This window comes from Yoonia rosea (genome assembly GCF_900156505.1).
GTDB classification, from domain to species: domain Bacteria; phylum Pseudomonadota; class Alphaproteobacteria; order Rhodobacterales; family Rhodobacteraceae; genus Yoonia; species Yoonia rosea.
The window spans coordinates 208,516-234,181 of record NZ_FTPR01000003.1 but is presented as its reverse complement, the minus strand read 5'-3'; the positions used below and the strand labels follow the sequence as shown (position 1 = coordinate 234,181).

Genomic DNA, 25,666 nt, shown 5'->3' with positions numbered 1-25,666 from the left:
GTAGGACAGCACTGTGCCCAAAGTGTTAACGAAGTGTTAACGTGAACACGGCACCTATCCTAAAAGGCAGGCTTACGCGCATTCGCTTGAAAGCGAGGCGAAAATCCGCTTGAAGAACCGCAAAAATATTGGGCAGAAAAAGTATGACAACCTGGATCACGATCTGCGACACCTGCAAACAAGAGGGCTGGGACGCGGGCGACATGGCCCAAACCGACGGGGAAGTGCTGGCCGAATTGATCGAGACCGCGGCGAGCGGTATAGAAACGGTCAAAACGCGGCGTGTTTCATGCTTGATGGGCTGCAAGAACGCTTGCAATGTCGCAATTCAGGGTGAAGGCAAGTTGAACTATACCTTAGGCACATTTACTCCATCGCGCGAGGCGGCAGAAGGCATTGTCGCCTACGCCGCAGCCCACGCGGAATCGGAAACGGGGCAAGTGCCCTACCGGACGTGGCCGCAGGCGGTGAAGGGCCATTTCGTCACCCGTCACCCGCCATTGCCAAAAGAATGATAGAGAAGCGCGATCATGGCGGCGGCATTGATGCCGCGATTGTGGCCCACGGCGGCGACCGTGCCGGCTGGCTGGATCTTTCAACGGGGATCAATCCGGTGCCATATCCTATGCCCGCCCTCCCCCATGACGCATGGACAGCACTACCGGACGAGGCTGCCTTTGCGCGGCTCTACGCACTCGCGCGGCGCTTCTGGAACGTCCCTGACGATGCCGCAATCCTCGGTGCGGCTGGCGCCTCAGCCATTATTGCAGCGCTGCCCCGTGTCATTCCGACAGGCGAGGTCTGCATCCCCGGCCCCACGTATAATGAACATGGCGCAGCCTTTGCCGCAGCAGGGTGGCACTTGGGTCAAGACCCAAGCCACGCTTTGGTCGCGGTACACCCCAACAATCCCGACGGACACATATGGCAGGTCAGCGATCTGGATGCCGCCTATACGATCATTGACGAAAGTTTCTGCGATATCATACCCGATCAGTCGCTGATCCATCTGGCAGCACGCCCCGGCACGGTTGTACTCAAGAGCTTCGGCAAGTTCTGGGGGCTTGCAGGGCTACGCCTTGGCTTCGCCATTGGCGATCCCGTCATCATTGCCAAACTGCGCGACCTGCTGGGACCATGGCAGGTATCCGGCCCCGCCCTCGCCATCGGGGCCGAAGCGCTCTCCGATCCGGCATGGGCGGATGAAACCCGCATCCGACTGGCAGATGACACAACACGGATAGACAGGCTGATGACACAAACGGGGGCGGCGTTGGTCGGCGGCACCTCGCTCTTCCGGCTCTACCAAGTGGATGATGCAACAGCCCTTCAAACCAGACTTGCCAGAGGCCACGTCTGGTCGCGAACATTCCCTTATGCCCCTGACTGGTTGCGCCTGGGATTGCCCGCACCAGACCGCTGGGCACAACTGGAAGCCGCACTTTGACCCTTATCCTTGGCATGATCCTCGATGCGCTTTTGGGAGAGCCGCGCTGGCTCTGGTCACGCATACCGCACCCCGCCGTCTTGATGGGGCGCGTGATCGGGTGGTGCGATGCGCGCTTCAACGCAGGCGAACACAAAAAACAGTCAGGTTTCCTCACAATGCTCGCCCTCTGCGCCATGGCCGCGATGCTGGGATGGATCATCGAGAGTGTGCCGGGATCCCTCCTCGATGTGATCATCGTCGCGATATTGCTGGCGCAACGCTCGCTTGTTGATCACGTGCAAGCCGTCGCAGACGCCCTGCGCCTGTCCCTTGGCGACGCCCGCCGTAGCGTTGCGATGATCGTCGGACGCGACACGAAGGATATGGATGCCCCCAGCGTCGCCCGCTCGGCGATTGAAAGTGCCGCGGAAAACCTCTCTGACGGGGTGATCGCGCCCATTTTCTGGTTTGCGGTCGCGGGCCTGCCCGGCCTGCTGATCTATAAAATCACCAATACGGCCGACAGCATGATCGGCTACCGCACCCCCCGACACGAGGATTTCGGCTGGGCTGCTGCCAGGCTTGATGACCTCCTTAACCTGATCCCAGCAAGGCTGACCGCAGTGATGATCTGGGCTGTCACATCGCGGCCCAACTTAGGCGCAATCCTGCGCGAAGCCCCGTTGCACCGCTCGCCCAATGCAGGCTGGCCCGAAGCGGCAATGGCGCATGGTCTTGATATCGCGCTCAGCGGTCCGCGCAGCTATGACGGCATCATGCAACCATACCCCTTTGTGAATGCAGAAGGGGAACGTACGCTGGGACCGGATGATATTGATCGCGCGGTTCAGACCCTCTGGCGGACATGGGCACTGACCCTTGCGTTGGCGTTTATAGCTGCACTCGCACTATCCTGATCAGCAATTTTCTCGCCTGCACAAGGGGCTAGCCTTGCGCTGCACAACCGCACTGCTACGCTGCTGGCATATTCTTGAAACGGAGATTTCAATGCGCAGCGCCATTTTCGCCCTATCCATTCTCGCAAGCACCGCCAGCGCGCAAACCTGCGGCGGGCCGGTGGGTCCTTTTATCGAAGGTGTCAAAGCTGAAGCACGGGCAACAGGCATCCCGGCCCAAACCGTCGATGCGTTCTTCCAGGGCGCGCAAATTGATCAAGCCGTCATCAACGCCGACCGCGCCCAAGGCGTATTCCAACGTGATTTCATCAGCTTCTCACGGGCGCTCATCAGCCAGAACCGGATCGACAACGGGCGCATCTATGGACAGCGGCTGGATCGTACCTTTGACACAATCGAGGCCCGTTTCGGGATCCCGCGCGGCGTGCTCTTGGCGTTCTGGGCTTTTGAGACGGACTACGGACAGGTGCAGGGGTCGTTCAACACCCGCAACGCGCTGCTGACACTAGCGCATGATTGCCGCAGACCAGAGCTTTTCCGCCCCCAACTGATCGCTGCAATTGAGCTTTACCGCCGCGGTGGCATGAACCCCGCATCAACCACAGGGGCATGGGCAGGCGAAATCGGGCAACTCCAGAAATTGCCGCGCGAAATCATCCGCCAAGGCATGGACGGCGACGGAGACGGGATTGTCGATCTCAAAGGGTCATCGGCAGATGCGCTGATGACGGGCGCAAATGTGCTGTCATCCTTGGGCTGGCGGCCAAATGAACCTTGGCTGCAAGAGATTGTTGTCCCCGAAAACCTCGACTGGGCGCAAACCGGCCTGAACCACAAATCCAGTGTCCGCGAGTGGGCCGCGCGCGGCGTGCGGGCCCGCGAAGGCGCACTTGGACCTGCCAACCTTCAGGCCTCGGTGCTGCTTCCCATGGGACGCAACGGCCCTGCCTTTCTCGCCTACACGAATTTCGAGGTCTATTTCGACTGGAACAAAAGCTTCGTCTACGTCACCACCGCCGCTTATTTCGCAACACGGCTTGGCGGTGCGGCCGTTTATGACGCGGGCAACCCGACACCGGCGCTCAGCGGTCAGCAAATGCAGCAACTCCAACAAAAGCTCACCCAGCGCGGCCATGACGTGGGCGGCATTGACGGCATCTTGGGTGCGATGACACGGGCCGCCGTGCAAGCCGAACAAATTCGCCTCGGCCTGCCCGCAGATGCTTGGCCCACAATCGACCTCTTGAACCGGCTATAAAGCCACTTTTGTTATTACTGGCCCCTAAATATCCCCGCCGGAGGCTCCGGCTCAGGCCACCATCGCCGCCGCTTTTTTCAGGTCGACCGATACCAGCTGCGACACACCCTGTTCGCCCATGGTCACCCCGAAAAGCCGGTCCATCCGGCTCATCGTCACCGCATGGTGGGTGATAATCAGGAAACGGGTCTCGGTGCGGCGTGTCATCTCGTCCAAGAGGTCACAGAAGCGCGTTACGTTGGCGTCATCAAGCGGCGCGTCCACCTCGTCCAGCACACAGATCGGCGCAGGGTTGGCAAGGAACACCGCAAAAATCAGCGCAAGCGCTGTCAGCGTCTGCTCACCCCCGGACAGCAGAGAGAGTGTACTCAGCTTCTTGCCCGGCGGCTGACACATGATCTCAAGTCCGGCCTCAAGCGGGTCATCGGATTCGACCAAAACCAGTTTCGCCTCGCCACCGCCAAACAAATGGGTAAACAATAAACCGAAGTTCTCGTTCACCTGCTCGAAGGCTGTCAGCAACCGCTCACGACCTTCACGGTTCAGGCTCGCAATCCCTGAACGCAACGCCGCAATGGCGGCCTCCAGATCAGCCTTTTCGCTGACCAGACCGTCATGCTCGACCTGCACCTCTTTGGCATCTTCTTCGGCGCGCAGGTTCACCGCACCCAAGGCATCCCGCTGCCGTTTCAGCGCATTGACCTGCCCTTCAACAACTTCGGACGCAGGCATCTGCTCCACATCCGTCTCCAGCGTCTCAAGCAGTTGCTGGGGTGTCACCTCCTGCGCTTCCATGATCCGCTCGGCGGCATAGGCCACGGTTTCGCGGGCCGCATCAGACCGCGCCTCGGATCGCGCGCGCGCCTCGCGGGCCTCGGAAGCCAAACGCTCGGCATCACGCTCATGATGGCCCGCATCACGCAAGGCGCTATCGGCCTCGGCCAGCTTGTCTGCCGCAGCCTTGCGCCGTGTCTCCGCCTCATCAATCGCATCGGCCAGCTCGGCACGCTTGGCGGCAATTTCCTCGGGCGCGGCGCTGGCCTCAACCAATGACGCCTCAGATTCCTCTTTCCGCTGCGCCAGTTCTGCCGTGCGTTTGTTCGCGGTTTCCAGACGATGTTTCCAGCCGCTAATTTCCTTTGTGATCTCCTGACTGCGCTTCAGACGCATTTCACCTTCGCGGCGCACCTCGTCATGGGAAGAGCGGCGCGACATCATCGTGATCCGCGCGGCCTCGACCGTCATCTTGATGTCTTCAACCGACGCACGTGCCGCATCCAGATCGCCCAGATCCTGCGCCGCTTTCTCGGCCTCGGCCAACGCGCGCCGCGCCGTCAGCGCCTCTTCCTCATTGCGTTTCACCGCCAACCCGAGGCTTTCCAGCTTGCCCTGAGACAGGTTGCGCTCGGCCTCGGCACGACTGGCCGCACGGTTGGCATCAGCAACAGCTTGGTCCGCATTGCGACGGGCTTGCCGTGCGGCATGGTCCGCTTCGGTCTGTTGCTTCAACAAAGCGGTCAGGCTCTCATGCGCCTGTGCCGCCCCATGGGCCGTCGCAGACACCTCTTCCAGATCCCGCTTCAACTCGGTCAACCGGTTCAGCTGTTGCAACCGCAATGCCGCCGCCGAAGGTGCATCTTCGGCACCCGCGCGGAACCCGTCCCACCGCCACAAATCGCCTTCAACCGACACAAGCCGCTGGCCAGGTTTCAGGTCCGCCTGCAAACGCGGCCCGTCAGCGGCATCCACCAAACCGACCTGCGACATCCGCCGCGCCAAGACCTCGGGAACCGTAACAAAATTTGTGAGCGCCTTCACACCTTCCGGCAGCGTCTGCGCAGAAGCATAACCGGGCAACAAAGCCCAGCCGGATTTCGCATCTGCGGCCACCTCGGGCGCACGCAGATCATCGGCCAAAGCAGCGCCCAGCGCTTTTTCATAACCGCCCTGCACGCGCAGCAGATCCAGCACCTGCCCGCCTTCGGCGGTGTCACGCTCGACCAGTTTCGCCAAGGCGGCAACTTCGGCACGCAGCGCATTTGCCTCGCCCTCGGCCTCGGAGCGTAACGCGCGCGCATCACTTTCGCGCGCCTGCGTTGCGGCCCGCGCACTTTCGGCATCGTTCAACGCAACATCAGCCGCTTCGGCCGCAGCGACGGCGGCTTTCTCTGCTTCACCAGCCGCAGCAAAATCGGCCTCGGCCTTCGCCAATGCCGCCTCTGCCTCTTTCATCGCCGCCTTTGCGCGCGCCGCCTCGTCTTCGTGCTTACGCAAGGTTGTGCGGTTATCATCCAACAGGCGCTGTGCCGACTGGTGCCGTGCCGCAAGCCGCGCCACATCTTCGGTCAGTTGCGACAGATCAGCCTCGCGTTGTTGCAAAACACCCGCTGCTTCACGCGCTGCATCTTGCGCATCTTTCAGGCGGTCCTCGTGCCCTTCGCCGGCCTTTTCAATTTCGCGCGCTTCCCATTCCAGCCGCGCGATCGTTTCGCCCGCATCCTTGTTCAGCCCGCTTTCGCGCTCCATATCGCGGGTCAACTGATCAATGCGGCCGCGCAACGTCTCGATCATGTCCAATGCGCGTTGTTCCTGATCCTTCAGGGTATCACGCTGGACCTGCAAGCGCTGCAAGACCGCCGCGGCAATCGCCTCTTCCTCGCGCAAAGGCGGCAGCGCCTCTTCGGCACGGCCACGGGTCTTGGCGGCTTCGCGCGCAGCTTTTTCGGCTTGTGCCGCGGCAGTCGTCCGTTCACGCAACTGGTCGGCAGCGGCCAATAGCGCCTCATCCGCCTCTTTCCAGCGACGGAACAGCAACATGCCCTCGGCACGGCGCAGTTTGTCACCAATCTCGCGATACCGCGCCGCCTGCTTGGCCTGCCGCGCCAACTGGCCCAACTGAGCCGCCAGCTGGTCGATGACATCATCCACACGGGTCAGGTTTGATTCCGCACCCTTCAGCTTTAACTCTGCCTCATGGCGACGCTGATACAGGCCCGAAATCCCCGCCGCCTCTTCCAGAATACGGCGGCGCGACTTGGGTTTGGCGTTGATCAATTCCGAAATCTGCCCCTGCCGCACCAAGGCCGGCGAATGGGCCCCGGTTGAGGCGTCGGCGAACAGCATCTGCACGTCGCGCGCCCGCACGTCCTTGGCGCCAACCTTATAGGCCGATCCCGCGTCACGGGTGATCCGGCGGATGATCTCAAGGTTGTCATTATCGTTAAACGCAGCCGGTGCCAGACGTTCACCATTATCAATGACCAAGGACACTTCCGCGAAATTGCGCGCAGGCCGCGTGGCGGCCCCTGCAAAGATCACGTCCTCCATCCCGCCACCGCGCATCGCAGTTGGGCGGTTTTCGCCCATGACCCAGCGCAGCGCCTCAAGCAAATTCGACTTGCCACAACCGTTGGGGCCCACAACACCGGTCAAACCATCCGCGATGATCAGATCGGTGGGGTCCACAAAGCTTTTAAAGCCATTCAGTCTGAGTTTGCTAAAGCGCAATGATTCTTGCCCGTATGATTCCGCAACCTGCGAAAGCATCGCCTTGCGAGACTGCACGAGTCAACGCCCCCAACCCCGCATGTGCCATGTTCCGCCGTGTTATCCACAACATATTGAGCCATTTTGCCGTTCGTTTGGAAATCTGGCGGTCTGACGGGCGCGGGAATCAGCGAATCGCGCGCGCCGAAGAGCGAAAATCCCGTCGCACGCAGGTCCCCCTTGCAACTTGGACCATGCGGCGCAAGAAAGGGGCCCGTCGCACGCGTTATGGAATGGACCCCGATATGCCCGCCAAAATCCCCGCTACTGTTGTCACAGGTTTCCTCGGAGCCGGCAAAACGACTCTGATCCGCCACATGCTGCAAAACGCACAGGGCAAGCGGATTGCGCTTATCATCAATGAATTCGGCGATCTTGGCGTCGATGGCGATATCCTCAAGGGCTGCGGTGATGAGGTCTGTTCCGAGGATGATATCGTTGAGTTGTCCAACGGCTGCATCTGCTGCACCGTGGCCGATGATTTCATTCCCACCATGGAAGCGTTGCTTGCGCGGGAAAACAAACCCGATCACATCGTGATCGAAACCTCGGGCCTTGCCCTGCCGCAACCGCTTGTCCGCGCGTTCAACTGGCCCGGCATTTCGACGAAAGTTACCGTGGATGGCGTTGTGACCGTTGTGGATGGCCGTGCCGTCCACGACGGCCAGTTTGCCCATAACGTCGCCGCCGTGGATGCCCAGCGTGCGCTGGACGAAAACCTTGATCACGAAACACCCCTGTCCGAACTCTTTGAAGATCAGGTCGCCTGTGCCGATATGATTGTCGTGAACAAAGTCGACCTGCTGGATCCAGCCGAGGCTGATGCGCTGACCGCCAAACTGAAATCAGAGGCCCGCGAGGGTGTGCAGGTCATCAAAGCCTCCATGGGCGCTTTGCCTGTTGATGTGCTCTTGGGCCAAGGGATTGGCGCAGAGGGTGATCTGGCCGCGCGCCATGAAATCCATCACCATCACCACCATGATGATGACGAAGATGACCACCATGATCACGCGCATGAGCACGGCCACGATGAATTCGAAAGCTTCATCGTCACCCGCGGCGAAATCGCCGATGCAGGTGCCTTTGCGGCCCAAGTTGCCGATGTGATCCGCGCCAACAACATTCTGCGCCTGAAGGGCTTTGTCGCTGTCGCAGGCAAACCCATGCGCCTGACCTTGCAGGCCGTCGGCCCCCGCGTGGATACCTATTTCGACCAGCCCTTTGGCACAGCCCCCCGCGAAACACGGCTGGTCGTCATTGGCGAGACGGGATTGGATCACGCAGCCATCACCACCGCACTGCAAGCATGATCATCGTCGCGCGGACAGACCCCCATCATCCGCAGGCCACAGCTTTGCTAAAACAAAGCCATGCCTTGATGCAAAGCCTGTTTCCGCCCGAGGATAACTTTTACCTCGATATCGATGATCTGGTGGCCCCACACATCCACTTCTACGCCGCACGGATCGGAGAGGATATTCTGGGCACCGGCGCGCTTATGATCAAATCCGACTACGGCGAGGTGAAATCCATGTTTGTGGCCGAGGCCGCACGCGGCAAAGGGATTGCCGCCGCCCTGCTCCGCCAGATCGAGGATACCGCCCGCGACGAAGGCCTGACCATGCTGAAGCTTGAAACAGGCAACGTGTTGCACGCGGCACATCGGCTTTACGCGCGGCATGGCTTTCGCCAATGCGGTGTGTTTGGCGATTACATCGACGCGAAAAGCTCTATCTTTATGGAGAAAGCGCTGTGACCTCAGCCCTTCTTCTTTTCGGCTGCCGCCTTTTTCATGCGCGCCAAAAGTGCTGCCTTATCTTCGCGCGCACCAAAGGGCTTTTTGCCCGATCCATGTGCGTTGTGTTCTTCGTGCTTGGGGGCTTTTTTGCCCATTTTCGGCGCTCCTGCGGCTTTGTAATCCATGATCTCTCTTTCACGTTTGCGCGCGCCTTAGCACGGGGGCAAAACGAATGCACCTGCTAGCAGCGACACCCGGCGCAATCAGTGACGGCAGCGAACCTGTCGATCTGGGGCAAACCCCCGCCGATGTGGTGATCATTTCCGCAGCCGACACCGAACTGGCCGCACTGGCCGAAGCCCGCGCCGAGATGACCGCGCCGCCCACTCTGCGGCTGGCCAATATGATGCACCTGACACACCCGATGTCGGTGGATCTGCATCTGGATGATTGCGCCACAAAATCCCGGCTGGTGATCGCGCGAATTCTGGGCGGTGCAGGCTATTGGAAATACGGGCTGACGCAATATGTCGCCCGCCTTCGCGAGGCAGGCATCCCCTTTGCGGCACTGCCCGGTGACGATAAACCCGATCCCGAATTGCGCGAACTCTCCACCATCAGCGCCGAAGACTATGACACGCTCTGGTCATACCTCGTCGAAGGCGGCCCCGAAAACACCACCAACCTTCTCGCCTATGCCAAAGCAATGCTGGAAGGCGGCGAAAAACCCAATCTGCCACGCCCGCTTCTACGCGCAGGCGTCTATTGGCCAGGCGCTGGGATCGCTGATCTGGCTGCGGCAGAATCCGGCTGGACCGAGGGCGCGCCCATCGTGCCAATCATCTTCTACCGCGCATTGGTGCAGGGTGGCGGTCTTAACCCGATCAACCGCCTGACCCGCAGCCTCGCGCGTGCAGGGCTGAACCCGCTCCCGGTTTTCGTAGCCAGCCTCAAAGATCCGGTTAGCACCGCCACGCTAAACCAGATCTTCGACGCAGCCCCGCCAGATGTGATCCTCAACTGTACCGCCTTTGCCGTGGGCAGCCCGCATGATGGTGACGACAGCCCCGAAAACCCGCTCCTCAGCAATAACGCCCCCATCTTTCAGGTCGTCCTCTCCGGCGCTGCCGAAGCGACTTGGAGCGAAGGTCTCCATGGTCTCACCGCCCGCGACATCGCAATGAATGTCGCCTTGCCCGAGGTTGACGGCCGCATCCTGTCCCGTGCTGTCAGCTTCAAAGGCGAGGCGTTTTTTGATGAGGCCACCGAATGCCCAATCGCCACCTATCAAGCGCGCGGCGACCGGATTGATTTCGTCACGCAACTGGCCAAAAACTGGGCCCGCCTGCGCCGCACCCCCGCTCCGACAAAAAAAACGGCACTGGTCCTCGCAAACTATCCCAACAAAGACGGCCGGCTCGCCAATGGTGTTGGCCTCGACACGCCTGCGGCCACAGTTCACGTGCTGAACTTGATGAAAGACAAGGGACACACTGTCACGCCGCCCACCGACAGTGCAGCACTCATGGCGCAAATCATGGCGGGCCCCACAAACTGGCTGACAGATCGGGCTGACAAAGAGGGTGGCGAATTCCTGCCTTTGGACACCTACCGCACCTATTTTGACGCCCTGCCATGGGACATCAAAGAAGAGATCACTGCACGCTGGGGCAAACCCGAAGATGACCCCTTTATCATCTTGCCCGAAATACTCCCGCCGGAGGCTCCAACTGGCGCCGCAAAAACAGGTTTCGCCCTCAGCATCCACCGTTTCGGCAATGCTGTCGTCGGGCTGCAGCCCGCACGCGGCTATAACATTGACCCTTCCGACACCTACCATTCGCCCGATCTGGTCCCGCCGCACAACTACCTCGCCTTCTATTTCTGGCTGCGCCACCATTGGGGCGCGGATGCCATCGTGCATATGGGCAAACACGGCAATCTTGAATGGCTCCCGGGCAAAGCCGTGGCACTGTCTGAAACCTGCTGGCCCGAGGCGGTTTTTGGCCCGACACCCCACATCTATCCTTTCATCGTCAACGACCCCGGCGAAGGCACCCAAGCCAAACGGCGCACCTCCGCCGTCATCATCGACCATCTGACCCCGCCCCTGACACGCGCCGAAAGCTACGGACCCCTGCGCGATCTCGAAGCGCTCGTCGACGAATATTATGAGGCGGCGGGCGTCGACCCGCGACGGATCGACCACCTCCGCCGCGAAATCCTGTCACTTTCTGATGTGACCGGCCTTGCCAAAGACGCGGGTTTTACCGGTGATCAAGACGGCGATCTGGGCAAGCTCGACGCCTATCTCTGCGACCTCAAAGAAGCGCAAATCCGCGACGGGCTGCATATTTTCGGGCAATCCCCGACGGGCCAGCAGGAACGCGATCTTGCGATTGCCTTGGCACGCTTGCCGCGCGGTGATGGCAAAGGTAAAGACGCGTCACTATTGCGCGCACTTGCTGCCGATCTCGCACTCGGAATCGACCCGCTCGACTGCGATATGGCAGATGCACCGCCGCAAAAACCAGTCACGCTGGCGGATCGCACCACGTGGCGCACAAACGGCGATACAGTCGAAAAACTCGAGAACCTGTCCCAACGCCTCGTCTCCCGCGAAGAGCGCCCACCAGGGCCGATGAGCGCGGCGGTACTGAACGAAATCCACACCCATATCCTGCCGACAGTCCAGGCCTGCGGCGCCGCCGAAGGCACTGCCTTGCTGCGCGCACTCGACGGGCAATTCATCGCTCCGGGTCCTTCCGGTGCGCCAACACGGGGGCGCTTGGATGTGCTCCCCACCGGGCGCAACTTCTACTCTGTCGACAGCCGCGCCGTGCCGACCCCGACCGCTTGGGCCTTGGGATGGAAATCGGCGAACCTGCTGATTGAAAAACACCTGCAAGACCATGGCGACTGGCCCCGCAGCCTGCTGGTCACCGCATGGGGCACCGCGAATATGCGCACAGGTGGCGATGATATCGCTCAAGCGCTGGCGCTGATGGGGGTCAAACCCACATGGGACAGTGCCAACCGTCGCGTCACGGGGTTTGAAGTGCTGCCCCAATCCGTCTTGGGCCGGCCCCGCGTGGATGTGACATTGCGTATCTCCGGCTTCTTTCGCGACGCATTCCCGCAACTGATCGCGCTGGTCGATAGCGCCGCGCGTGCGGTGCAGGCCATGGACGAAACTAATGATCTGAACCCTGCTGCTGCGCGCGCACAAGCGGGCGAAGACCAGACCCGCGTCTTCGGATCAAAACCCGGCGCTTATGGTGCAGGGCTACAGGCGCTCATCGATGAACGCATCTGGGCGGATAAATCAGACTTTGCAGAGGCCTATCTGGAATGGGGCAGCTACGCTTACGGCAAGGGCGCTGAGGGCCGCAAGGACCGAAAAGCCTTCGAGGCGCGGCTGACACAAGTCGAAGCAGTTGTGCAGAACCAAGACAACCGCGAACACGACATTCTCGACAGTGATGATTATTACCAGTTCGAAGGCGGGGCCGCCGCCGCGATCAGCACGCTGCAAGGGCAGGACCGCCCGATCTACCACAACGACCACTCGCGCCCCGAACGGCCCGTGATCCGCACGCTGGAGGATGAAATCGGGCGGGTCGTGCGCAGCCGCGTGGTGAACCCCAAATGGATCGATGGTGTGAAACGGCACGGCTATAAAGGCGCGTTCGAAATCGCGGCAACCGTCGATTACCTTTTCGCCTTTGCCGCCACGACAGGTGCGGTGCGCAACCACCATTTCGATCTGGTCGAAGAGGCCTTCATCAAAGACGAAGCCACCCGCGATTTCATCGCCGATGCCAACGCACCCGCACTCAAGGAAATCGCGCAACGCCTTCAAGAGGCCATCGACCGCAACCTCTGGCAGCCCAAATCCAACTCTGCCCGTGCGCGGATTGCAGGGCTTTTGTAACAACGCAGATGCCACAATGTTAACTTGTTGTGGTCATGAGTTTTCCTTCGATTGAATTGATGACTATTCATTCAACTGCAACAACATCCACAACTCAGACCTAGGAAATTTTATGTTCGCTAAGAAAATGGGCGCAGCAGTCTTTATTGCTTTGACAACAATTGCATGCAGCCAGGCAGAAATCACCCAGCCACCCATCCCCGTGACACCGAAAGTCGCAGCAAACGCATCCGGCCTCGACGTCTATGCAGGCCCCCGCAGTCGCGGCGCACAGGTTCCGCAGTTCCGTGGCCAAGAAATTGTCCAGATTCGTACTTGGGGCGCCGTTGACGGGGGCGCGCGCTCAGAAATGATTGGTGTGAATTGCATTCTCGACTCCGGTGTTTACTCCGCTGCGTTCCAGACACCTGCGAATGTCTTGGTCCCTGACTACGGACCGAATTCCCCAGCTTTGTTTGTACGTTGCGAAAGCGGGAGCATTTCCGGTTCAACAACTGTGAACGTTGTGAACAAGACAGCCCAAGAACGTAACGCCAGCGCCGCTGGAACTGGCCTCCTTGGTGCGATTGTCATCGGCGCGGTCAACGAGGCCCGCCGGAACAACGATACCGACGATTTCGGCTACAACCCGATCACCGTCCAGCTGCGTTAATCCGCGCAAGCAATCGCAACACGCATCATCGCTGCATCCCCGCTCCACGTGCCATCAACGGGGGTGCAGCCGGTCACTTCGGTCACCGCCCGCCCTGCACGCGGGATGATCGACCGAAGCGTTGGCACGAATTCAGTGTTCGTGCGCAATAGCTCGACCTCGTTGTCCTTGCGCCGGACATCAAAAGTACTGCCCTCAACCGTGACGGTTTCCGCTTCAACACCCATGAAGCCGAGCGATGCGGTATCACATCCCGCAAGGCACAGTACAAAAGCAACGCTCAAATTCTTCATTTCATCGGCATCCTTCTCTCAATACAGTTGTGCCCAATCATGATTAATGAAACGTTTACAGTAACGAAAAGGGGCTTTTCATGACTGATGACACCACGCCGCAAGGCGACGAACGCCACGCGATGAAAATGGCCAAGAAAAAGGCCGCGCGCGATAAGATCATGGCCACCAAGACGGATAAAAAAGGTCTTGTCATCGTCCATACCGGCAAAGGCAAAGGCAAATCCTCGGCCGCCTTCGGCATGATCTTCCGCTGCATCGCACACGACATGAAATGCGCAGTGGTCCAGTTCATCAAGGGCGGCATGTCGACCGGCGAACGTGACCTGATCCTTGGCAAATTCAGCGATACCTGCGCCTTCCATACCATGGGCGAAGGCTTCACTTGGGAAACGCAGGACAAATCCCGCGACACCGAAATGGCGCAGGCGGCATGGGCCAAGGCCAAAGAACTGATCCTGGATGAAACCAACCACATGGTCCTGCTGGACGAGATCAATATCGCGATCCGATATGATTACGTCAGCGCCGCCGAGGTTGTCGCCTTCCTGCGCGACCACAAACCGGAAATGACCCATGTTGTCCTGACCGGTCGCAACGCCCACGAAGACCTGATTGAACTGGCTGATCTGGTAACCGAAATGGAACTGGTCAAACATCCGTTCCGCGCGGGGATCAAAGCGCAGATCGGCGTGGAATACTAAGGCGGGCATTCAGTGCCGGAGGCTGTCAGATGCATCATGTAATCAAACTGAGCGATAGCGACTACATCGCAAGTGGCGGTGAGCGTGATGTCTATCAGCATCCTTCCGATCCCACGAAACTTCTCAAAGTGCTGCGTGACATCACAAACCAACCTATGCGGTTTACGTTCCGCGACATCTCGACCTGGCTCTTGCCCGATGCCCGCCTGCGCCTGATCCGCAAAGAGTACGATGAATACCTGCGCATCCGTTTGCGCTACCCTGAACCACAAATACGCCTGCCGATTACCCATCTCTATGGCCTGGCACCGACAAACCGCGGTTTGGCCTGCGTCGCAGAGCGCGTCTCAGGCGCACAAGGCGAGGTGGGTGAGACTATGAAGACGTTGCTACAGCAAGGCCGGTTCGAAGAAGAAGAGCTTCGTCTTTTCAATACGCTTGTGGCCCAGTGCTTTGCACTCGGCATCCGCGCCGGTGATCTTAAACCTCATAACCTTGTCTTCGGCTATCGCGAGGCGGGATATGAATGTGTGTTGGTCGACGGGTTCGGTGACGTGCACGCTCTGCCCGTCCGGTCGATAGGGCGCTGGGCAAACGCATTGGGGCTTCATGACAGCTTCAAGATATTGGCCAAGCGGACCGGTTTGATATGGGATCGCAAAAACCGCAGTTTCCAACGCGCCGCAGGTGAATGATGGCACCGCTGCGACCCGCCCACCTCAACCACGATCATTGCCGGAGTACTTCATGCCCAAACATCGCGTCCTGACTGAATTCGGCATGGGCACCAGCCTGCGCCGCCAAGACTATACCCAAGCTGCGCGCCGTGGACTGCAGGACGCGCTGTGGCACAACTCGATCAACATGGCCGAGCTTTTTGGGTTTCCCAAAGAAGCGATGCTCATCGATGTAGAGATTGGCGTGCAAGAACCCGATCAAGTTGACACCGCAAGCCTGCTGGACATCTTCCCCTACGGCCAGCCCACGATCACCGTCCACCACGGTGGCCTTGATGTCCCCCGTCCAGACGGCAAGCCGACGGTCATTGCCAATGTCGCCATCAATGTCTCATTCGAAATGGAGCGGACCTAATGGAGCAGCGCATCATCATCGAAATGGGCATGGGCAACGACCTGCACGGGATGGACTATCAAAAGGCCGCTGCCCGTGCGATCGAAGATGCCATACGTCATTCCACCCTGCCCATTTTCGACAGCATCAAGCTGTCCCACAACGACATGCGGGTGCAGGTCACCGTTGCTGTGCAAGAGCCTGACAAAATCGACCCAGAGGCCCTGACATCCGGCCTGCCGCGTGGACGTGCACATGTCAGCGTTGTCAAAGGCGGGCTGAACATACCCAACCCCGAAACAGGGGACACCGCCGTTATCGCCACAGCGGCGGTCGAGGCCTTTTTACCGTCTCAAGCGGGCAAATGGGTACAAGCCTAGATGGAGCTGACGCAGGCCCATCGGGACGCCTTGCAGGATATCCTGCTGTGGCGGCGTGATGTCAGGCACTTTCTATCCGATCCGGTCCCGCAAGAGGTGCTGGAGCGCTTGCGCAAGGCGATGGATTTTGCGCCTTCGGTCGGAAATGCGCGGCCTTGGCGGGTACTCCACGTGAAATCACCCGATTTGCGCGCGGACGTGATCCGCAATTTCGAGACCGCGAATGCACAGGCCGCCGCAGCCTACAAGGACGATCAGCGGGCCGCCTATAACCGGCTCAAACTCGCAGGGCTCCGCGAAGCGCCGGTCCATCTTGCCATCTTTACCGAAACAGACCCTGATGCAGGGCACGGTCTGGGGCGCCAGACAATGCCGGAAATGCTCAGCTATTCGACCGTCGCCGCCATCCACACCCTTTGGCTTGCTGCCCGCGCAGAAAACCTTGGCGTCGGCTGGGTTTCAATCCTTGATCCGCAGGCTGTGGCGCATAGCCTGCATGCGCCCGACAACTGGGATCTGACGGCCTATCTTTGCCTCGGGAAAGCCGCCTCGGACGATGACACACCGCTGTTGCATCGCAACGCGTGGCAAACCAACGCAGAAACCATCTGGCAGGATATCTAGACCTTCTGCGCAGCCTTCCTGACAGCGCTCAGCGTAGAACCCGTTGTCAGCGCCTCCTCATCGACCTGACACTCAATGATAGCCACGGTACCTGCGGCTTGGGCGCGCGCAAAGGCTGCGGCAAAATCCTCGGACCGCGTGACCTTCTCACCGTGCCCGCCATAGGCGCGCGCGAGTGCGGCAAAATCAGGGTTGGCAAGTGCAGTTCCTGACACACGCCCCGGATAGGTCTTTTCCTGATGCATGCGGATCGTGCCATAGCGGCCGTTATTCATCACCACGACAATCGGCTTTGCGCCATGCTGAACAGCGGTCGACATCTCGTTGCAGGTCATCTGGAAACAGCCGTCCCCCGCAAGGCAAACGACAGTGCGATCCGGATGTGCCAAAGACGCAGAAATCGCCGCCGGAAACCCGTACCCCATCGACCCAGAGGTCGGGGCAAGCTGTGTGCCGTATTGCTTGTAAACGAAGTAACGATGCAGCCAAGCGGCATAGTTCCCTGCCCCGTTTGTAATGATCGCATCATCGGCTAGATGCTCGGACAACCATTTGATCACCGCCTCTTGCTTCAGCGCGCCGGGGCTTTCCTGCGGGGTCAGCCAGTGGTCATAGTCAGCCCGCGCAGCGCTGCTCCAGCTCGACCAATCGCCCGCATGTTCGGCATTTGCCAACTGGCGCAGCACCGCAGGCGCAGTGGCGTTGATTGCAATGTCAGGGGTGTAAACCCGCCCCAGTTCATCCGCGTCTGCATGAACATGCACGATCCGCTTGGCAGGCTTGGCAGGATCAACCAGCGTGTAGCCTTGCGTTTCAATATCGCCAAACCGCGTTCCAAGCAGGATCAGCGTATCCGCATCGCGCACACGCTGTGCAAGTTTCGGATTGATACCGACGTTCAGATCACCCGCATAGTTGGCGTGATGGTTATCCATATAATCCTGACGCCGGAAGCCTGCTGCGACCGGGATATTCTGGCGCTCGGCGAAGGCCTGCAAATCGGCTTGGGCCTGTGCAGACCAGTGCGGGCCACCAACGACGACCAGCGGGCGTTCGGCCTGTGCCAAAGCATGCAGGATCGTTTGGGCTGTACTATCAGGCAGCGGATTCGCGATCACGGCGGGAATATGTAGATCCGGCACATCGGCGCTGGCGCTGAGCATGTTCTCCGGCAGGGCCAACACCACAGGACCGGGGCGGCCCGACAGAGCTACGCGAAACGCGCGGCCGATATATTCCGGCAGGCGGTCGGTGTCGTTCACCTGTGCGACCCATTTCGCCAGACCACCAAAAAGAGCCTTATAATCAACCTCTTGAAATGTCTCACGATCCGTCTGTCTATTGTCGATCTGGCCTACAAACATCACCATCGGCGTGCTGTCCTGCATCGCGATATGGATGCCAGCAGAGGCATTGGTCGCCCCCGGCCCGCGGGTGACAAAACAAACCCCGGGCTTGCCGGTCATTTTGCCGTAGGCCTCGGCCATCATGGCAGCACCACCTTCCTGACGGCAGACGATGTTGGGAATACCGCTGTCATAAAGGCCGTCGAGGGCCGCGAGAAAGCTTTCGCCCGGCACCGAAAAGACGCGCGCCACCCCGAGTTTAACCAGTTGATCGCTCAGTATTTTTCCGCCGTGCCGGACCATCATTCGCTCCCTATTCTGCACGCTCACAATGTGCCAGTCTTTGCGGCCTTGCAAGCCTTGTGCTGGCAACGGCGGCAGGCTGCCCTATATCTGTTCAAACATGCAAAAAGGAACGATCATGACCAAACTTCTTGGTATCTCCGGCTCACTGCGCAAAGCATCGACCAACACCCTTCTGATCCGCAACGCAGCCGAGATTTTCGGCGCCGATGAATTCACGTTGGCCGACATTGATTTCCCGCTTTACAACGGCGATCTGGAAGAGGCGGAAGGGGTACCTGCGAAAGTACAAACCCTGTCCGACCAGATAGCAGCGGCGGATGCTGTCATCATCTCAACACCCGAATATAACAAGGCAATTTCGGGATCCCTGAAGAACGCGCTTGACTGGGTCAGCCGCACGAAAGGCGCACCTTGGGACGGCAAGCCGGTGGCGATTATGTCTGCGGCGGCGGGCCGTGCAGGGGGCGAACGAGCACAGTTTTCCCTGCGTCTGGCCATGATGGCGTTCCGGCCTGATATCCTGCAGGGACCGGAGGTACTGGTCGCGAATTCCAGCAAGGAATTCGATGAGAACGGCAAGTTGACCGGCGAGGTCTACATCAAGCTGCTGACCGAATTGATGGATGCGCTCAAGGCCCGTATCTAGCGGAAGGATGACGTACATACCCCGCGCGTATACTGATGCATCTGGCAAAAGCCGCAGGCGGGCCTTAAACTCTGTCAAAGAGTGAAAAACTGGAGACTTGGATGGCACGTGGCGCAGGTGGATCTGATGGCGGAACCGGCAGCTTTCTGATCGGGCTGATCATGATGGTCGGCGGCGGCTATCTGCTGCTGAACGGGATCGTGGTGCGACCGAACTTTGGCTTCGGCGCGCGGGTCTTTGGGATCGGCGGCGTGTCGATCACATCTGGCATGGTGCTGATCCCGTTTATGTTCGGCGTCGGGATGATTTTTTATAACGCCAAGAACTGGCTCGGCTGGGGGATTGCCGGCGCATCACTGGTCGCCCTGATTTTTGGTGTGATCGCCAATATGACACTGCAACTGGAGCGCATGAGCGCGTTTGATCTGATCGTGATACTGGTGCTGCTGGTTGGCGGGATCGGGTTGTTTTTGCGGTCGTTAAAGGCGGGGTGAACGGGCTTTTAGCGCAAAGTCGCCATGTTTCTGCGACGTAGCCGAAGGCCGCTTACATACCGGATCATATTAGGAAATATTTGTTCATGACGCGATCACTCGCTAGTGAGTTTGAAAGTAGCGGAAGAGTTTGGCTCAGAAATGCGATTTCGGAAGAGGATCTAACGCTCTTTGACAACGCGATCACAGCATCCACCAAAGCAGGGCAAAGGCTTGATCTCTCAAAGTGGTTGAATGCCGCTCTTTCAGAGGAAAGTTCGGTGCTGCGTGCTGTGCGACGTCTCTCTCCCGATGCTATGCCTGTACGGATTGTGGCTTTCAACAAATCCGAAAGCGCCAACTGGGGCGTCCCGTGGCATCAAGACAGAGTCATTGCAGTTGCCGAGAAAGCAGAGATTGCCGGATACAACAATTGGACCAATAAATCAGGCACTTGGCATTGCGAACCGCCGCAGTCCATCTTGGATGAGATGCTATTTGTTCGCATTCATCTGGACGTTAATGATCAACTCAATGGCGCGATGGAGATCGCTCTCGGAAGCCATTCAAGTGGATTTGTTCCATCTGCCAATGCAGAAAACGTGGCAAACACGTTCCCTCTTGAGACATGCGTGGCCGAACGTGGGGATGTGTTGATACTTAAAATGCTAACGCTGCATTCCTCCAAGCCAGCTAAAGTACAATCTGGACGCAGAGTGTTTCGAATTGATTTTTCTCCGTCCCGACTGCCGCCGCCCTTATCATGGAGCGTTCAATCATCCGAAAGCTGACGTTTACGCTGGCGGATCATACTTCCGCTTTGTCCACAAAGCGGCCACTCAATTAACATCTAAGAACGCTTTCCTGCTAGTGTTCAGCCACTCAATACCCGATCACGCAGCCGTCTTTGCGCGGGTCGCTGCCGCCCTCAAGCACACCATCTTCATGCAGCAGAATCGCCTGTGAGCCCCCGATGGCTGTGTCGGGGCGCACCACGTTGTGGCCTATTGCGGCAAGTTCGGCTTTGACCGCATCGCTGTAACCGTCTTCGACCCGCAATTCCGCGCCTTCCGCAAAACTGCGCGGCGCGTCCATGGCAGCCTGTGGTGAGAGGCCGAAATCAGTGACGTTGGTGACGAAGCGCGCGTGCCCGGTGGATTGGTACTGCCCACCCATGACGCCGAAGGGCATGTGGACCTTGCCGTCTTTCTTCAGCATGGCGGGGATGATCGTGTGCATTGAGCGTTTGCCGAAGATACACCCGACCTTGATGTCATATTGTCCTATGGTGCGGAAATGGTATCTAACGGCGGGTCAACAATTGTGGCCCCCGACGGTACGTTGATGATTGACCCTGTGCTGAACGAGGAAGCGTTGATTATTGCGGAGATCGACGCAGGAATCGTCCGAGGAGAGCGCCAGAATCTGGATCAGGCAGGTCATTACCCGCGTCCCGATGTGTTGCGCCTTAAGGTGATTAGGAAACGCCAAGCGCAGGCTAAATTTCAAGACTACTACTCGAACGAAGTGACCGAAGCTGCCGTTCAGACACATTGCAGCATCGGCGACACCGGGCTCTAAACGGTTATTCGCCGCTGCTTGTTCCCAGGCTTTCTCTAAATCGGCGCACGGCAAGCATCGTGAGGCGGTCGTTTTAGGTCCTTAGATACGATTGAGATCTTTCACTTGAAGTTCGAGAGCCCTCGCGCATCGTTTGCTACCGCAAGCACTGTCTTTGTCTGTATCTGTATCGATGGCCATGGGCTCAAATAGTTTGATCCGTTAAAAAGAATGATGATTGGCTTCTAGCTGATGTTGACGTTCACGAACAAAGCCCTCGAACCGAACGACGCGATCTTCAATTAATTGTAGAGCACTATGCCGACCGATGGACGAGACGAGTCCAGCCAACATCGCGCGACGGATCGTAATGCAAGGAGCGAGCAAGATTACTTCAGGGGCGATTGGTCCACGTTTTGACATACTCATCATACCTGTTGACAATATGACTTGCAGTCGAAATGGTAGCATTCAATCAGTCTTGCGCATAGCTGGCTGAGACAAAGGGAGGACTACCAATGAAAACCAACCGTCGTATTTTTATGTCGGGGCTCGCGGGTGTCGTAACGCTCGCCAGTGCACAGATGGGCTTTGCACAGGGCAAAGGCCTTATCGCGATAATAACGCCAAGCCATGACAACCCGTTCTTCAAGGCCGAGGCCGTTGGCGCGGAAGAACGCGCGATTGAGCTGGGCTACGAAACGATTGTTCTTGTTCACGACGATGACCCAAACAAACAATCTGAGCTGTTTGATACAGCGATCGCACGTGGCGCAGTTGCAATTATTCTGGACAACGCTGGTGCAGACGCGACCGTCGCTGCCGTTCAGCGTGCCAAGGACGCGGGCATTCCTTCGTTCCTGATCGACCGCGAAATCAAAGAAACAGGCATTGCCGTCAGCCAGATCGTTTCTAACAACTACCAAGGTGCTCAGTTGGGCGCCGAAGAGTTCGTCCGGATCATGGAAGAAGAAGGTAACTACGTTGAACTGGTTGGTCGTGAAGCCGATACCAACGCCGGCATCCGGTCTTCTGGCTATCACGACATCATCGACCAATATCCTGATCTGGTCATGGTTGCGCAGCAGTCTGCGAACTGGTCCCAAACGGAAGCCTTTGAAAAGATGGAATCGATCCTGCAGGCAAACCCTGACATCAAGGGCGTTATCTGCGGCAATGACACGATGGCAATGGGTGCTTGGGCTGCTTTGGAAGCCGCAGGACGTGCCGATGTGATTGTTGTGGGCTTTGACGGTTCCAACGATGTTCGCGACAGCATTCTTGCTGGTGGCATCAAGGCGACGGTTCTGCAGCCTGCCTATCGTCAGGCGCAGATCGCGGTTGAGCAGGCGGATATGTACATCGAGACTGGTTCCACTGGGCTCGAAGAAAAGCAGCTGATGGATTGCGTTCTGATCAACGCGGACAATGCAGCTGATCTCGAAACATTCTCCCTTAGCGGGTAAATCGCTACACTTCAAAATACACGAACCCGGCTTCACCGCCGGGTTCATTCCTGATGAACTGGGGGACCCATGCGTCACACTATTCTGTTTTCCGCCATCGCACTGAGCGCATTAACGGCAACTGCGGCCTGCAAAGTCGTAAAGAACGTTGACCCTAATGATGCAAGCGAAGCCGAAGCCGCGTTGACGGATGAAGAACGCATGGCAATCTATGCCCGCGAAATCTGGGACACCGATGTGATGCCGACAGTCACAGCGCATCTGGTCCCGCTCGATGAATTACGAAGCGCACTCGCGCAAGACGTTGACGCCGCTGGCGACGCGCATGGTTTGCGCCCCGAAGGCGAAGCGAACCCGTGGAACTTTGCGATCTCTGGCACTGGCACGATTATCGAAGCCAAAACCGAAAGCCGTGCGGCCAAGCTCCATCTTGATACCGACGGCGACCGCGAAATCGATGTGACCTTGCAGCTTGGTCCAATCGTTCGCGGCACCACGCTGCGCGATGCGATGCCATTCCTGCTTTTCAGTGATTTCCGCGACCAGATCGAATTTGCTAAGCTTGGCAATGGTCTGAACGCGATGGCCCATGAACGACTGACGATCCCAGAGGGTGATCTTGTCGGCCAAACCGTAGCGTTTGAAGGCATGTTCACCTTCAGAGACCTGAACAGCACGCTTGAGGTGGTCCCCACCGCGATGACCGTCGGGGAGTGACGATGAAACACCCTATCGGTCTTTCCATTCGAAACGGCACCAAGGTCTATCCTGGCACGGTTGCGCTAAGCGCTGCGGATTTTGACCTGCACATGGGTGCAGTCAACGTCCTTGTAGGAGAAAACGGCGCGGGCAAATCAACAATGATGAAGGTCATCTCGGGCGTGGAACAGCTGACCAGCGGAGAAATTCTGATCGACGATAAACCAGTCATGTTCAAAACCACAGAAGAAGCGAGCCGCCATGGTATCGGGATCGTTTTTCAAGAACTAAACCTGTTCCCTAATCTGACGGTTGCCGAGAACATCTTCATCGCCCGTGAAAAAACCCGTGGCCGCGTGGACATCGACAAGGCCGCGCAACGGGAACAGACCCGCGCCTTGATGGAACGTCTTGAGCAGGACATCGACCCTGACGATCTGGTCGGCGATTTGCGGGTCGGTCAGCAACAGATCGTTGAAATCGCAAAATCTTTGGCCCACGACGCCCGTATCCTTATCCTTGATGAGCCAACCTCGGCACTGTCCGCTGCTGAGGTGGAAATCCTGTTTCGCGTCATCGCAGATTTGAAGGCCAACGGCGTTGGCATCGTTTATATTTCGCACCGGCTAGAGGAGTTGATCCGCATCGGGGACTACATCACCGTTCTGCGTGACGGCGTCATTACAGGGGCGCGATCCATGAAAGGCGTCGATGTCGATTGGATCGTGCGCAATATGATCGGTGAAAGCGGCAAGGATTTTGCCAAAGAAATTGATCACCCGTTTGGCGATGAAGTGTTTCGCGCCGAACATGTCTCGCTGGGCAGCCCAGCAGGTGGGCTGTTGGTCGATGATGTTTCACTCTCCCTGAAACAGGGCGAGATTCTTGGGGTGTATGGGCTTATGGGGGCGGGACGTTCCGAGTTCCTCGAATGCGTCATTGGCCGTCACCCGCACGCGCGGGGCGAGATGTACGTAAACGGTGTTCCCCTCAAGGAAAAGACTGTCGCAGGCCGTATTGGCCGCGGTCTCGCGCTTATTCCAGAAGATCGCAAAAACGACGGGCTGGTTGAAATTCTTTCAATCCGCGAGAATATGACGCTGTCCAGCCTCAAGAAATTCACCCGTGGTCTTTACATGAGCCTGACCCGCGAACGTCAAACAGTCGCGGAATTTGTTAAACGCATGACTGTCAAAATCGCCTCGGCAGAACACGCGGTCTCGTCACTGTCAGGAGGGAACCAGCAAAAGGTCGTCATCTCAAAGGCGTTGATGACCGACCCCAAGGTCTTGCTGATGGATGAACCCTCGCGCGGGATCGACATTGGCGCCAAGGCCGAAGTCTTTCGCGTCATGCGCAAGCTTGCCGCCGATGGTCTGGGGATCATTTTCGTGACCTCGGACCTCGACGAAGTCATGTCCCTGTCCGACCGCATCTTGGTGATGTCCAACGGACGGGTCACCGGTGAATTCAACCGAAAAGAAGCAACGAACGGCGCATTGGTCGAGGCATCGGCCATTGGCCATGCCACCGCGAGCCGCAACAAGGAGCACGTCTGAATGGCCGATCAATCACTTTCTACCCCATCGTCGCCATCAAGCCCCGATGTCCTGTTGATCTTGCTAAAGGCGCGAACATTCATCGCCCTGATCTTGGTGTTTGCCTTCTTTGCTTTCAACGCGCCAAACTTTTTGTCGACCGCAAATATGGTGATCATGTCCAAACACGTGGCGCTGAATGCATTTTTGGCGATCGGAATGACCTTCGTCATTGTGTCGGGCGGCATTGACCTGTCTGTCGGCTCAATTGTCGGACTGTGTGGCATGGTGGCGGGATATCTGGTGCTAAACGGTATCGACATCGGGCTGGGATGGTCCATTCAGTTCAACACGTTCGAGATTTGTTTGCTGGTCATTGCGGTGGGCGTGTTCATCGGTGCGATTAACGGGTTCCTGATAACCAAGCTAAATGTGGCCCCCTTTATCGCCACACTCGGGACGCTTTACGTTGCACGTGGGGCTGCGATGCTCAGCTCTGATGGGCGGACGTTTCCAAACCTGAACGGCAATCCAGAATACGGGTCAGACACGTTCCGTTGGATCGGTGCCGGTGAAATACTGGGCGTGCCTGTGTCTATTGTCATGCTGATCGCTGTCGGGCTTTTGGCGGCCTACATCGCTACGCGCACACCACTCGGCCGTCATATCTATGCGGTAGGTGGCAATGAACGCGCCGCTGGCCTGTCCGGTATCAAGGTCAACCGCACCAAGTATTTTGTCTATATCTTCTCTGGTTTTTGCGCTGCTTTGGTCGGGCTAATTATCTCGTCGCAATTGGTCGCTGCTCACCCTGCCACAGGCAACACATTTGAACTTAATGCGATTGCTGCGGCGGTCCTTGGGGGCACTTCAATGTCGGGTGGTCGTGGCCGTATTGGTGGCACAATCATCGGTGCATTCGTTATTGGCGTCCTGTCGGACGGGTTGGTCATGATGGGCGTGTCCTCATTCTGGCAGACCGTTATCAAAGGCCTCGTTATCATCGCAGCAGTGGTTATCGACCAAGCCCAACAAAAGGTGCAGGCCCGCGTTGCGCTGCAGGCACAATCGGCAATCGACAGCTAA

The 25,666-nt window shown here is 58.3% G+C and carries 26 protein-coding genes and 1 pseudogene; 21 read left to right on the top strand and 6 right to left on the bottom strand.

The features are described from left to right. The first annotated feature begins 143 nt into the window (after positions 1-143). The 4 genes from B0B09_RS15760 to B0B09_RS15745 all read left to right on the top strand — a co-directional run bounded on the left by B0B09_RS15760 (position 144) and on the right by B0B09_RS15745 (position 3,604). Positions 144-515, top strand: a complete 372-nt coding sequence (locus B0B09_RS15760) for a DUF1636 family protein (protein ID WP_076660882.1) — start codon at positions 144-146, stop codon at positions 513-515. After that, on the top strand, positions 512-1,447 hold the full coding sequence (locus tag B0B09_RS15755) for a threonine-phosphate decarboxylase (protein WP_076660881.1): 936 nt from the start codon (positions 512-514) through the stop codon (positions 1,445-1,447). The genes B0B09_RS15760 and B0B09_RS15755 overlap by 4 nt, the downstream gene beginning before the upstream one ends. Further along, positions 1,444-2,346, top strand: a complete 903-nt coding sequence (cbiB, locus tag B0B09_RS15750; protein ID WP_076660880.1) for an adenosylcobinamide-phosphate synthase CbiB — start codon at positions 1,444-1,446, stop codon at positions 2,344-2,346. The genes B0B09_RS15755 and cbiB overlap by 4 nt, the downstream gene beginning before the upstream one ends. Positions 2,347-2,437: 91 nt before the next feature. Beyond that, positions 2,438-3,604 carry a lytic murein transglycosylase gene (locus tag B0B09_RS15745; protein WP_076660968.1) on the top strand — a complete coding sequence of 389 codons (1,167 nt, stop codon included), beginning with the start codon at positions 2,438-2,440 and terminating at the stop codon, positions 3,602-3,604. Positions 3,605-3,655: 51 nt separating this feature from the next. Here the strand turns inward: B0B09_RS15745 and smc are convergent, their stop codons facing one another. Further along, positions 3,656-7,111 carry a chromosome segregation protein SMC gene (smc, locus tag B0B09_RS15740; RefSeq protein ID WP_076660967.1) on the bottom strand — a complete coding sequence of 1,152 codons (3,456 nt, stop codon included), beginning with the start codon at positions 7,109-7,111 and terminating at the stop codon, positions 3,656-3,658. 284 nt (positions 7,112-7,395) lie between these two features. On the opposite strand from smc, the gene cobW reads away from it, so the two are divergent. After that, the gene (cobW, locus tag B0B09_RS15735; RefSeq protein WP_076660966.1) at positions 7,396-8,460 is read left to right on the top strand and encodes a cobalamin biosynthesis protein CobW; all 1,065 of its coding nucleotides are present in this window, start codon (positions 7,396-7,398) and stop codon (positions 8,458-8,460) included. Then, entirely contained in the window at positions 8,457-8,906 is a 450-nt protein-coding gene (locus B0B09_RS15730) for a GNAT family N-acetyltransferase (RefSeq protein WP_076660879.1), read from the top strand. Before cobW ends, B0B09_RS15730 begins: the two co-directional genes overlap by 4 nt. A gap of 2 nt (positions 8,907-8,908) precedes the next feature. Here B0B09_RS15730 and B0B09_RS18040 read toward each other — a convergent pair whose 3' ends face one another. Continuing rightward, positions 8,909-9,073 (bottom strand): hypothetical protein, encoded by a 165-nt coding sequence (locus tag B0B09_RS18040; protein ID WP_055295866.1) that lies wholly within the window; start codon positions 9,071-9,073, stop codon positions 8,909-8,911. A gap of 47 nt (positions 9,074-9,120) precedes the next feature. On the opposite strand from B0B09_RS18040, the gene cobN reads away from it, so the two are divergent. Continuing rightward, positions 9,121-12,822 carry a cobaltochelatase subunit CobN gene (gene cobN / locus B0B09_RS15725; protein WP_076660878.1) on the top strand — a complete coding sequence of 1,234 codons (3,702 nt, stop codon included), beginning with the start codon at positions 9,121-9,123 and terminating at the stop codon, positions 12,820-12,822. A gap of 112 nt (positions 12,823-12,934) precedes the next feature. Then, entirely contained in the window at positions 12,935-13,474 is a 540-nt protein-coding gene (locus B0B09_RS15720) for a hypothetical protein (protein ID WP_076660877.1), read from the top strand. Here B0B09_RS15720 and B0B09_RS15715 read toward each other — a convergent pair. Further along, positions 13,471-13,767 carry a hypothetical protein gene (locus B0B09_RS15715; protein WP_076660876.1) on the bottom strand — a complete coding sequence of 99 codons (297 nt, stop codon included), beginning with the start codon at positions 13,765-13,767 and terminating at the stop codon, positions 13,471-13,473. The genes B0B09_RS15720 and B0B09_RS15715 overlap by 4 nt on opposite strands. A gap of 80 nt (positions 13,768-13,847) precedes the next feature. On the opposite strand from B0B09_RS15715, the gene cobO reads away from it, so the two are divergent. From cobO to bluB, 5 genes are read left to right on the top strand one after another with little or no spacing between them, the layout of a single operon-like run. Beyond that, positions 13,848-14,471, top strand: a complete 624-nt coding sequence (gene cobO, locus B0B09_RS15710) for a cob(I)yrinic acid a,c-diamide adenosyltransferase (protein WP_076660875.1) — start codon at positions 13,848-13,850, stop codon at positions 14,469-14,471. Between the two features lie 29 nt (positions 14,472-14,500). Next, positions 14,501-15,166 (top strand): YrbL family protein, encoded by a 666-nt coding sequence (locus tag B0B09_RS15705; protein ID WP_076660874.1) that lies wholly within the window; start codon positions 14,501-14,503, stop codon positions 15,164-15,166. Positions 15,167-15,218: 52 nt separating this feature from the next. Next, on the top strand, positions 15,219-15,563 hold the full coding sequence (locus tag B0B09_RS15700; protein ID WP_076660873.1) for a Lin0512 family protein: 345 nt from the start codon (positions 15,219-15,221) through the stop codon (positions 15,561-15,563). Beyond that, positions 15,563-15,922 (top strand): Lin0512 family protein, encoded by a 360-nt coding sequence (locus B0B09_RS15695; protein WP_076660872.1) that lies wholly within the window; start codon positions 15,563-15,565, stop codon positions 15,920-15,922. Before B0B09_RS15700 ends, B0B09_RS15695 begins: the two co-directional genes overlap by 1 nt. Further along, positions 15,923-16,546 carry a 5,6-dimethylbenzimidazole synthase gene (gene bluB / locus B0B09_RS15690; RefSeq protein ID WP_076660871.1) on the top strand — a complete coding sequence of 208 codons (624 nt, stop codon included), beginning with the start codon at positions 15,923-15,925 and terminating at the stop codon, positions 16,544-16,546. On the opposite strand, the gene B0B09_RS15685 is transcribed toward bluB, so the two are convergent. Further along, positions 16,543-18,195, bottom strand: coding sequence for a thiamine pyrophosphate-binding protein (locus B0B09_RS15685; protein WP_076660965.1), 1,653 nt, complete (start codon positions 18,193-18,195; stop codon positions 16,543-16,545). The genes bluB and B0B09_RS15685 overlap by 4 nt on opposite strands. 118 nt (positions 18,196-18,313) lie before the next feature. On the opposite strand from B0B09_RS15685, the gene B0B09_RS15680 reads away from it, so the two are divergent. From B0B09_RS15680 to B0B09_RS15670, 3 genes are all read left to right on the top strand, one after another. Continuing rightward, entirely contained in the window at positions 18,314-18,844 is a 531-nt protein-coding gene (locus B0B09_RS15680; RefSeq protein WP_076660870.1) for an NADPH-dependent FMN reductase, read from the top strand. A 101-nt stretch (positions 18,845-18,945) separates the two neighbouring features. Continuing rightward, positions 18,946-19,338: a hypothetical protein gene (locus B0B09_RS15675; protein ID WP_076660869.1), complete on the top strand. Its 393-nt coding sequence runs from the start codon at positions 18,946-18,948 to the stop codon at positions 19,336-19,338. An 86-nt stretch (positions 19,339-19,424) separates the two neighbouring features. Beyond that, positions 19,425-20,108 (top strand): phytanoyl-CoA dioxygenase family protein, encoded by a 684-nt coding sequence (locus B0B09_RS15670; protein ID WP_131825039.1) that lies wholly within the window; start codon positions 19,425-19,427, stop codon positions 20,106-20,108. Positions 20,109-20,199: 91 nt separating this feature from the next. On the opposite strand, the pseudogene B0B09_RS15665 reads toward B0B09_RS15670, so the two are convergent. Next, positions 20,200-20,568, bottom strand: a pseudogene (locus tag B0B09_RS15665) (gamma-glutamyltransferase); the annotation flags it as partial. A 27-nt stretch (positions 20,569-20,595) separates the two neighbouring features. Between B0B09_RS15665 and B0B09_RS15660 the strand changes: the two are divergent. The 4 genes from B0B09_RS15660 (at position 20,596) to B0B09_RS15645 (ending at position 24,601) form a co-directional block, all read left to right on the top strand. Further along, a complete protein-coding gene (locus tag B0B09_RS15660; protein ID WP_165689346.1) occupies positions 20,596-20,898 on the top strand; it encodes a carbon-nitrogen hydrolase family protein in 303 nt (100 codons plus the stop codon). Between the two features lie 497 nt (positions 20,899-21,395). After that, entirely contained in the window at positions 21,396-22,343 is a 948-nt protein-coding gene (locus B0B09_RS15655) for a D-ribose ABC transporter substrate-binding protein (RefSeq protein ID WP_076660866.1), read from the top strand. A gap of 69 nt (positions 22,344-22,412) precedes the next feature. Then, a complete protein-coding gene (locus tag B0B09_RS15650; RefSeq protein ID WP_076660865.1) occupies positions 22,413-23,060 on the top strand; it encodes a DUF2291 family protein in 648 nt (215 codons plus the stop codon). Positions 23,061-23,062: 2 nt separating this feature from the next. After that, complete coding sequence (locus tag B0B09_RS15645; protein ID WP_076660864.1) at positions 23,063-24,601, top strand: sugar ABC transporter ATP-binding protein; 1,539 nt, start codon at positions 23,063-23,065, stop codon at positions 24,599-24,601. 8 nt (positions 24,602-24,609) lie between these two features. Here B0B09_RS15645 and B0B09_RS18145 read toward each other — a convergent pair whose 3' ends face one another. After that, the gene (locus B0B09_RS18145; RefSeq protein WP_242654473.1) at positions 24,610-24,813 is read right to left on the bottom strand and encodes a hypothetical protein; all 204 of its coding nucleotides are present in this window, start codon (positions 24,811-24,813) and stop codon (positions 24,610-24,612) included. Here B0B09_RS18145 and B0B09_RS15640 point away from each other — a divergent pair. Further along, positions 24,800-25,666, top strand: coding sequence for an ABC transporter permease (locus tag B0B09_RS15640; RefSeq protein WP_242654472.1), 867 nt, complete (start codon positions 24,800-24,802; stop codon positions 25,664-25,666). The two genes, B0B09_RS18145 and B0B09_RS15640, sit on opposite strands and share 14 nt — an antisense overlap.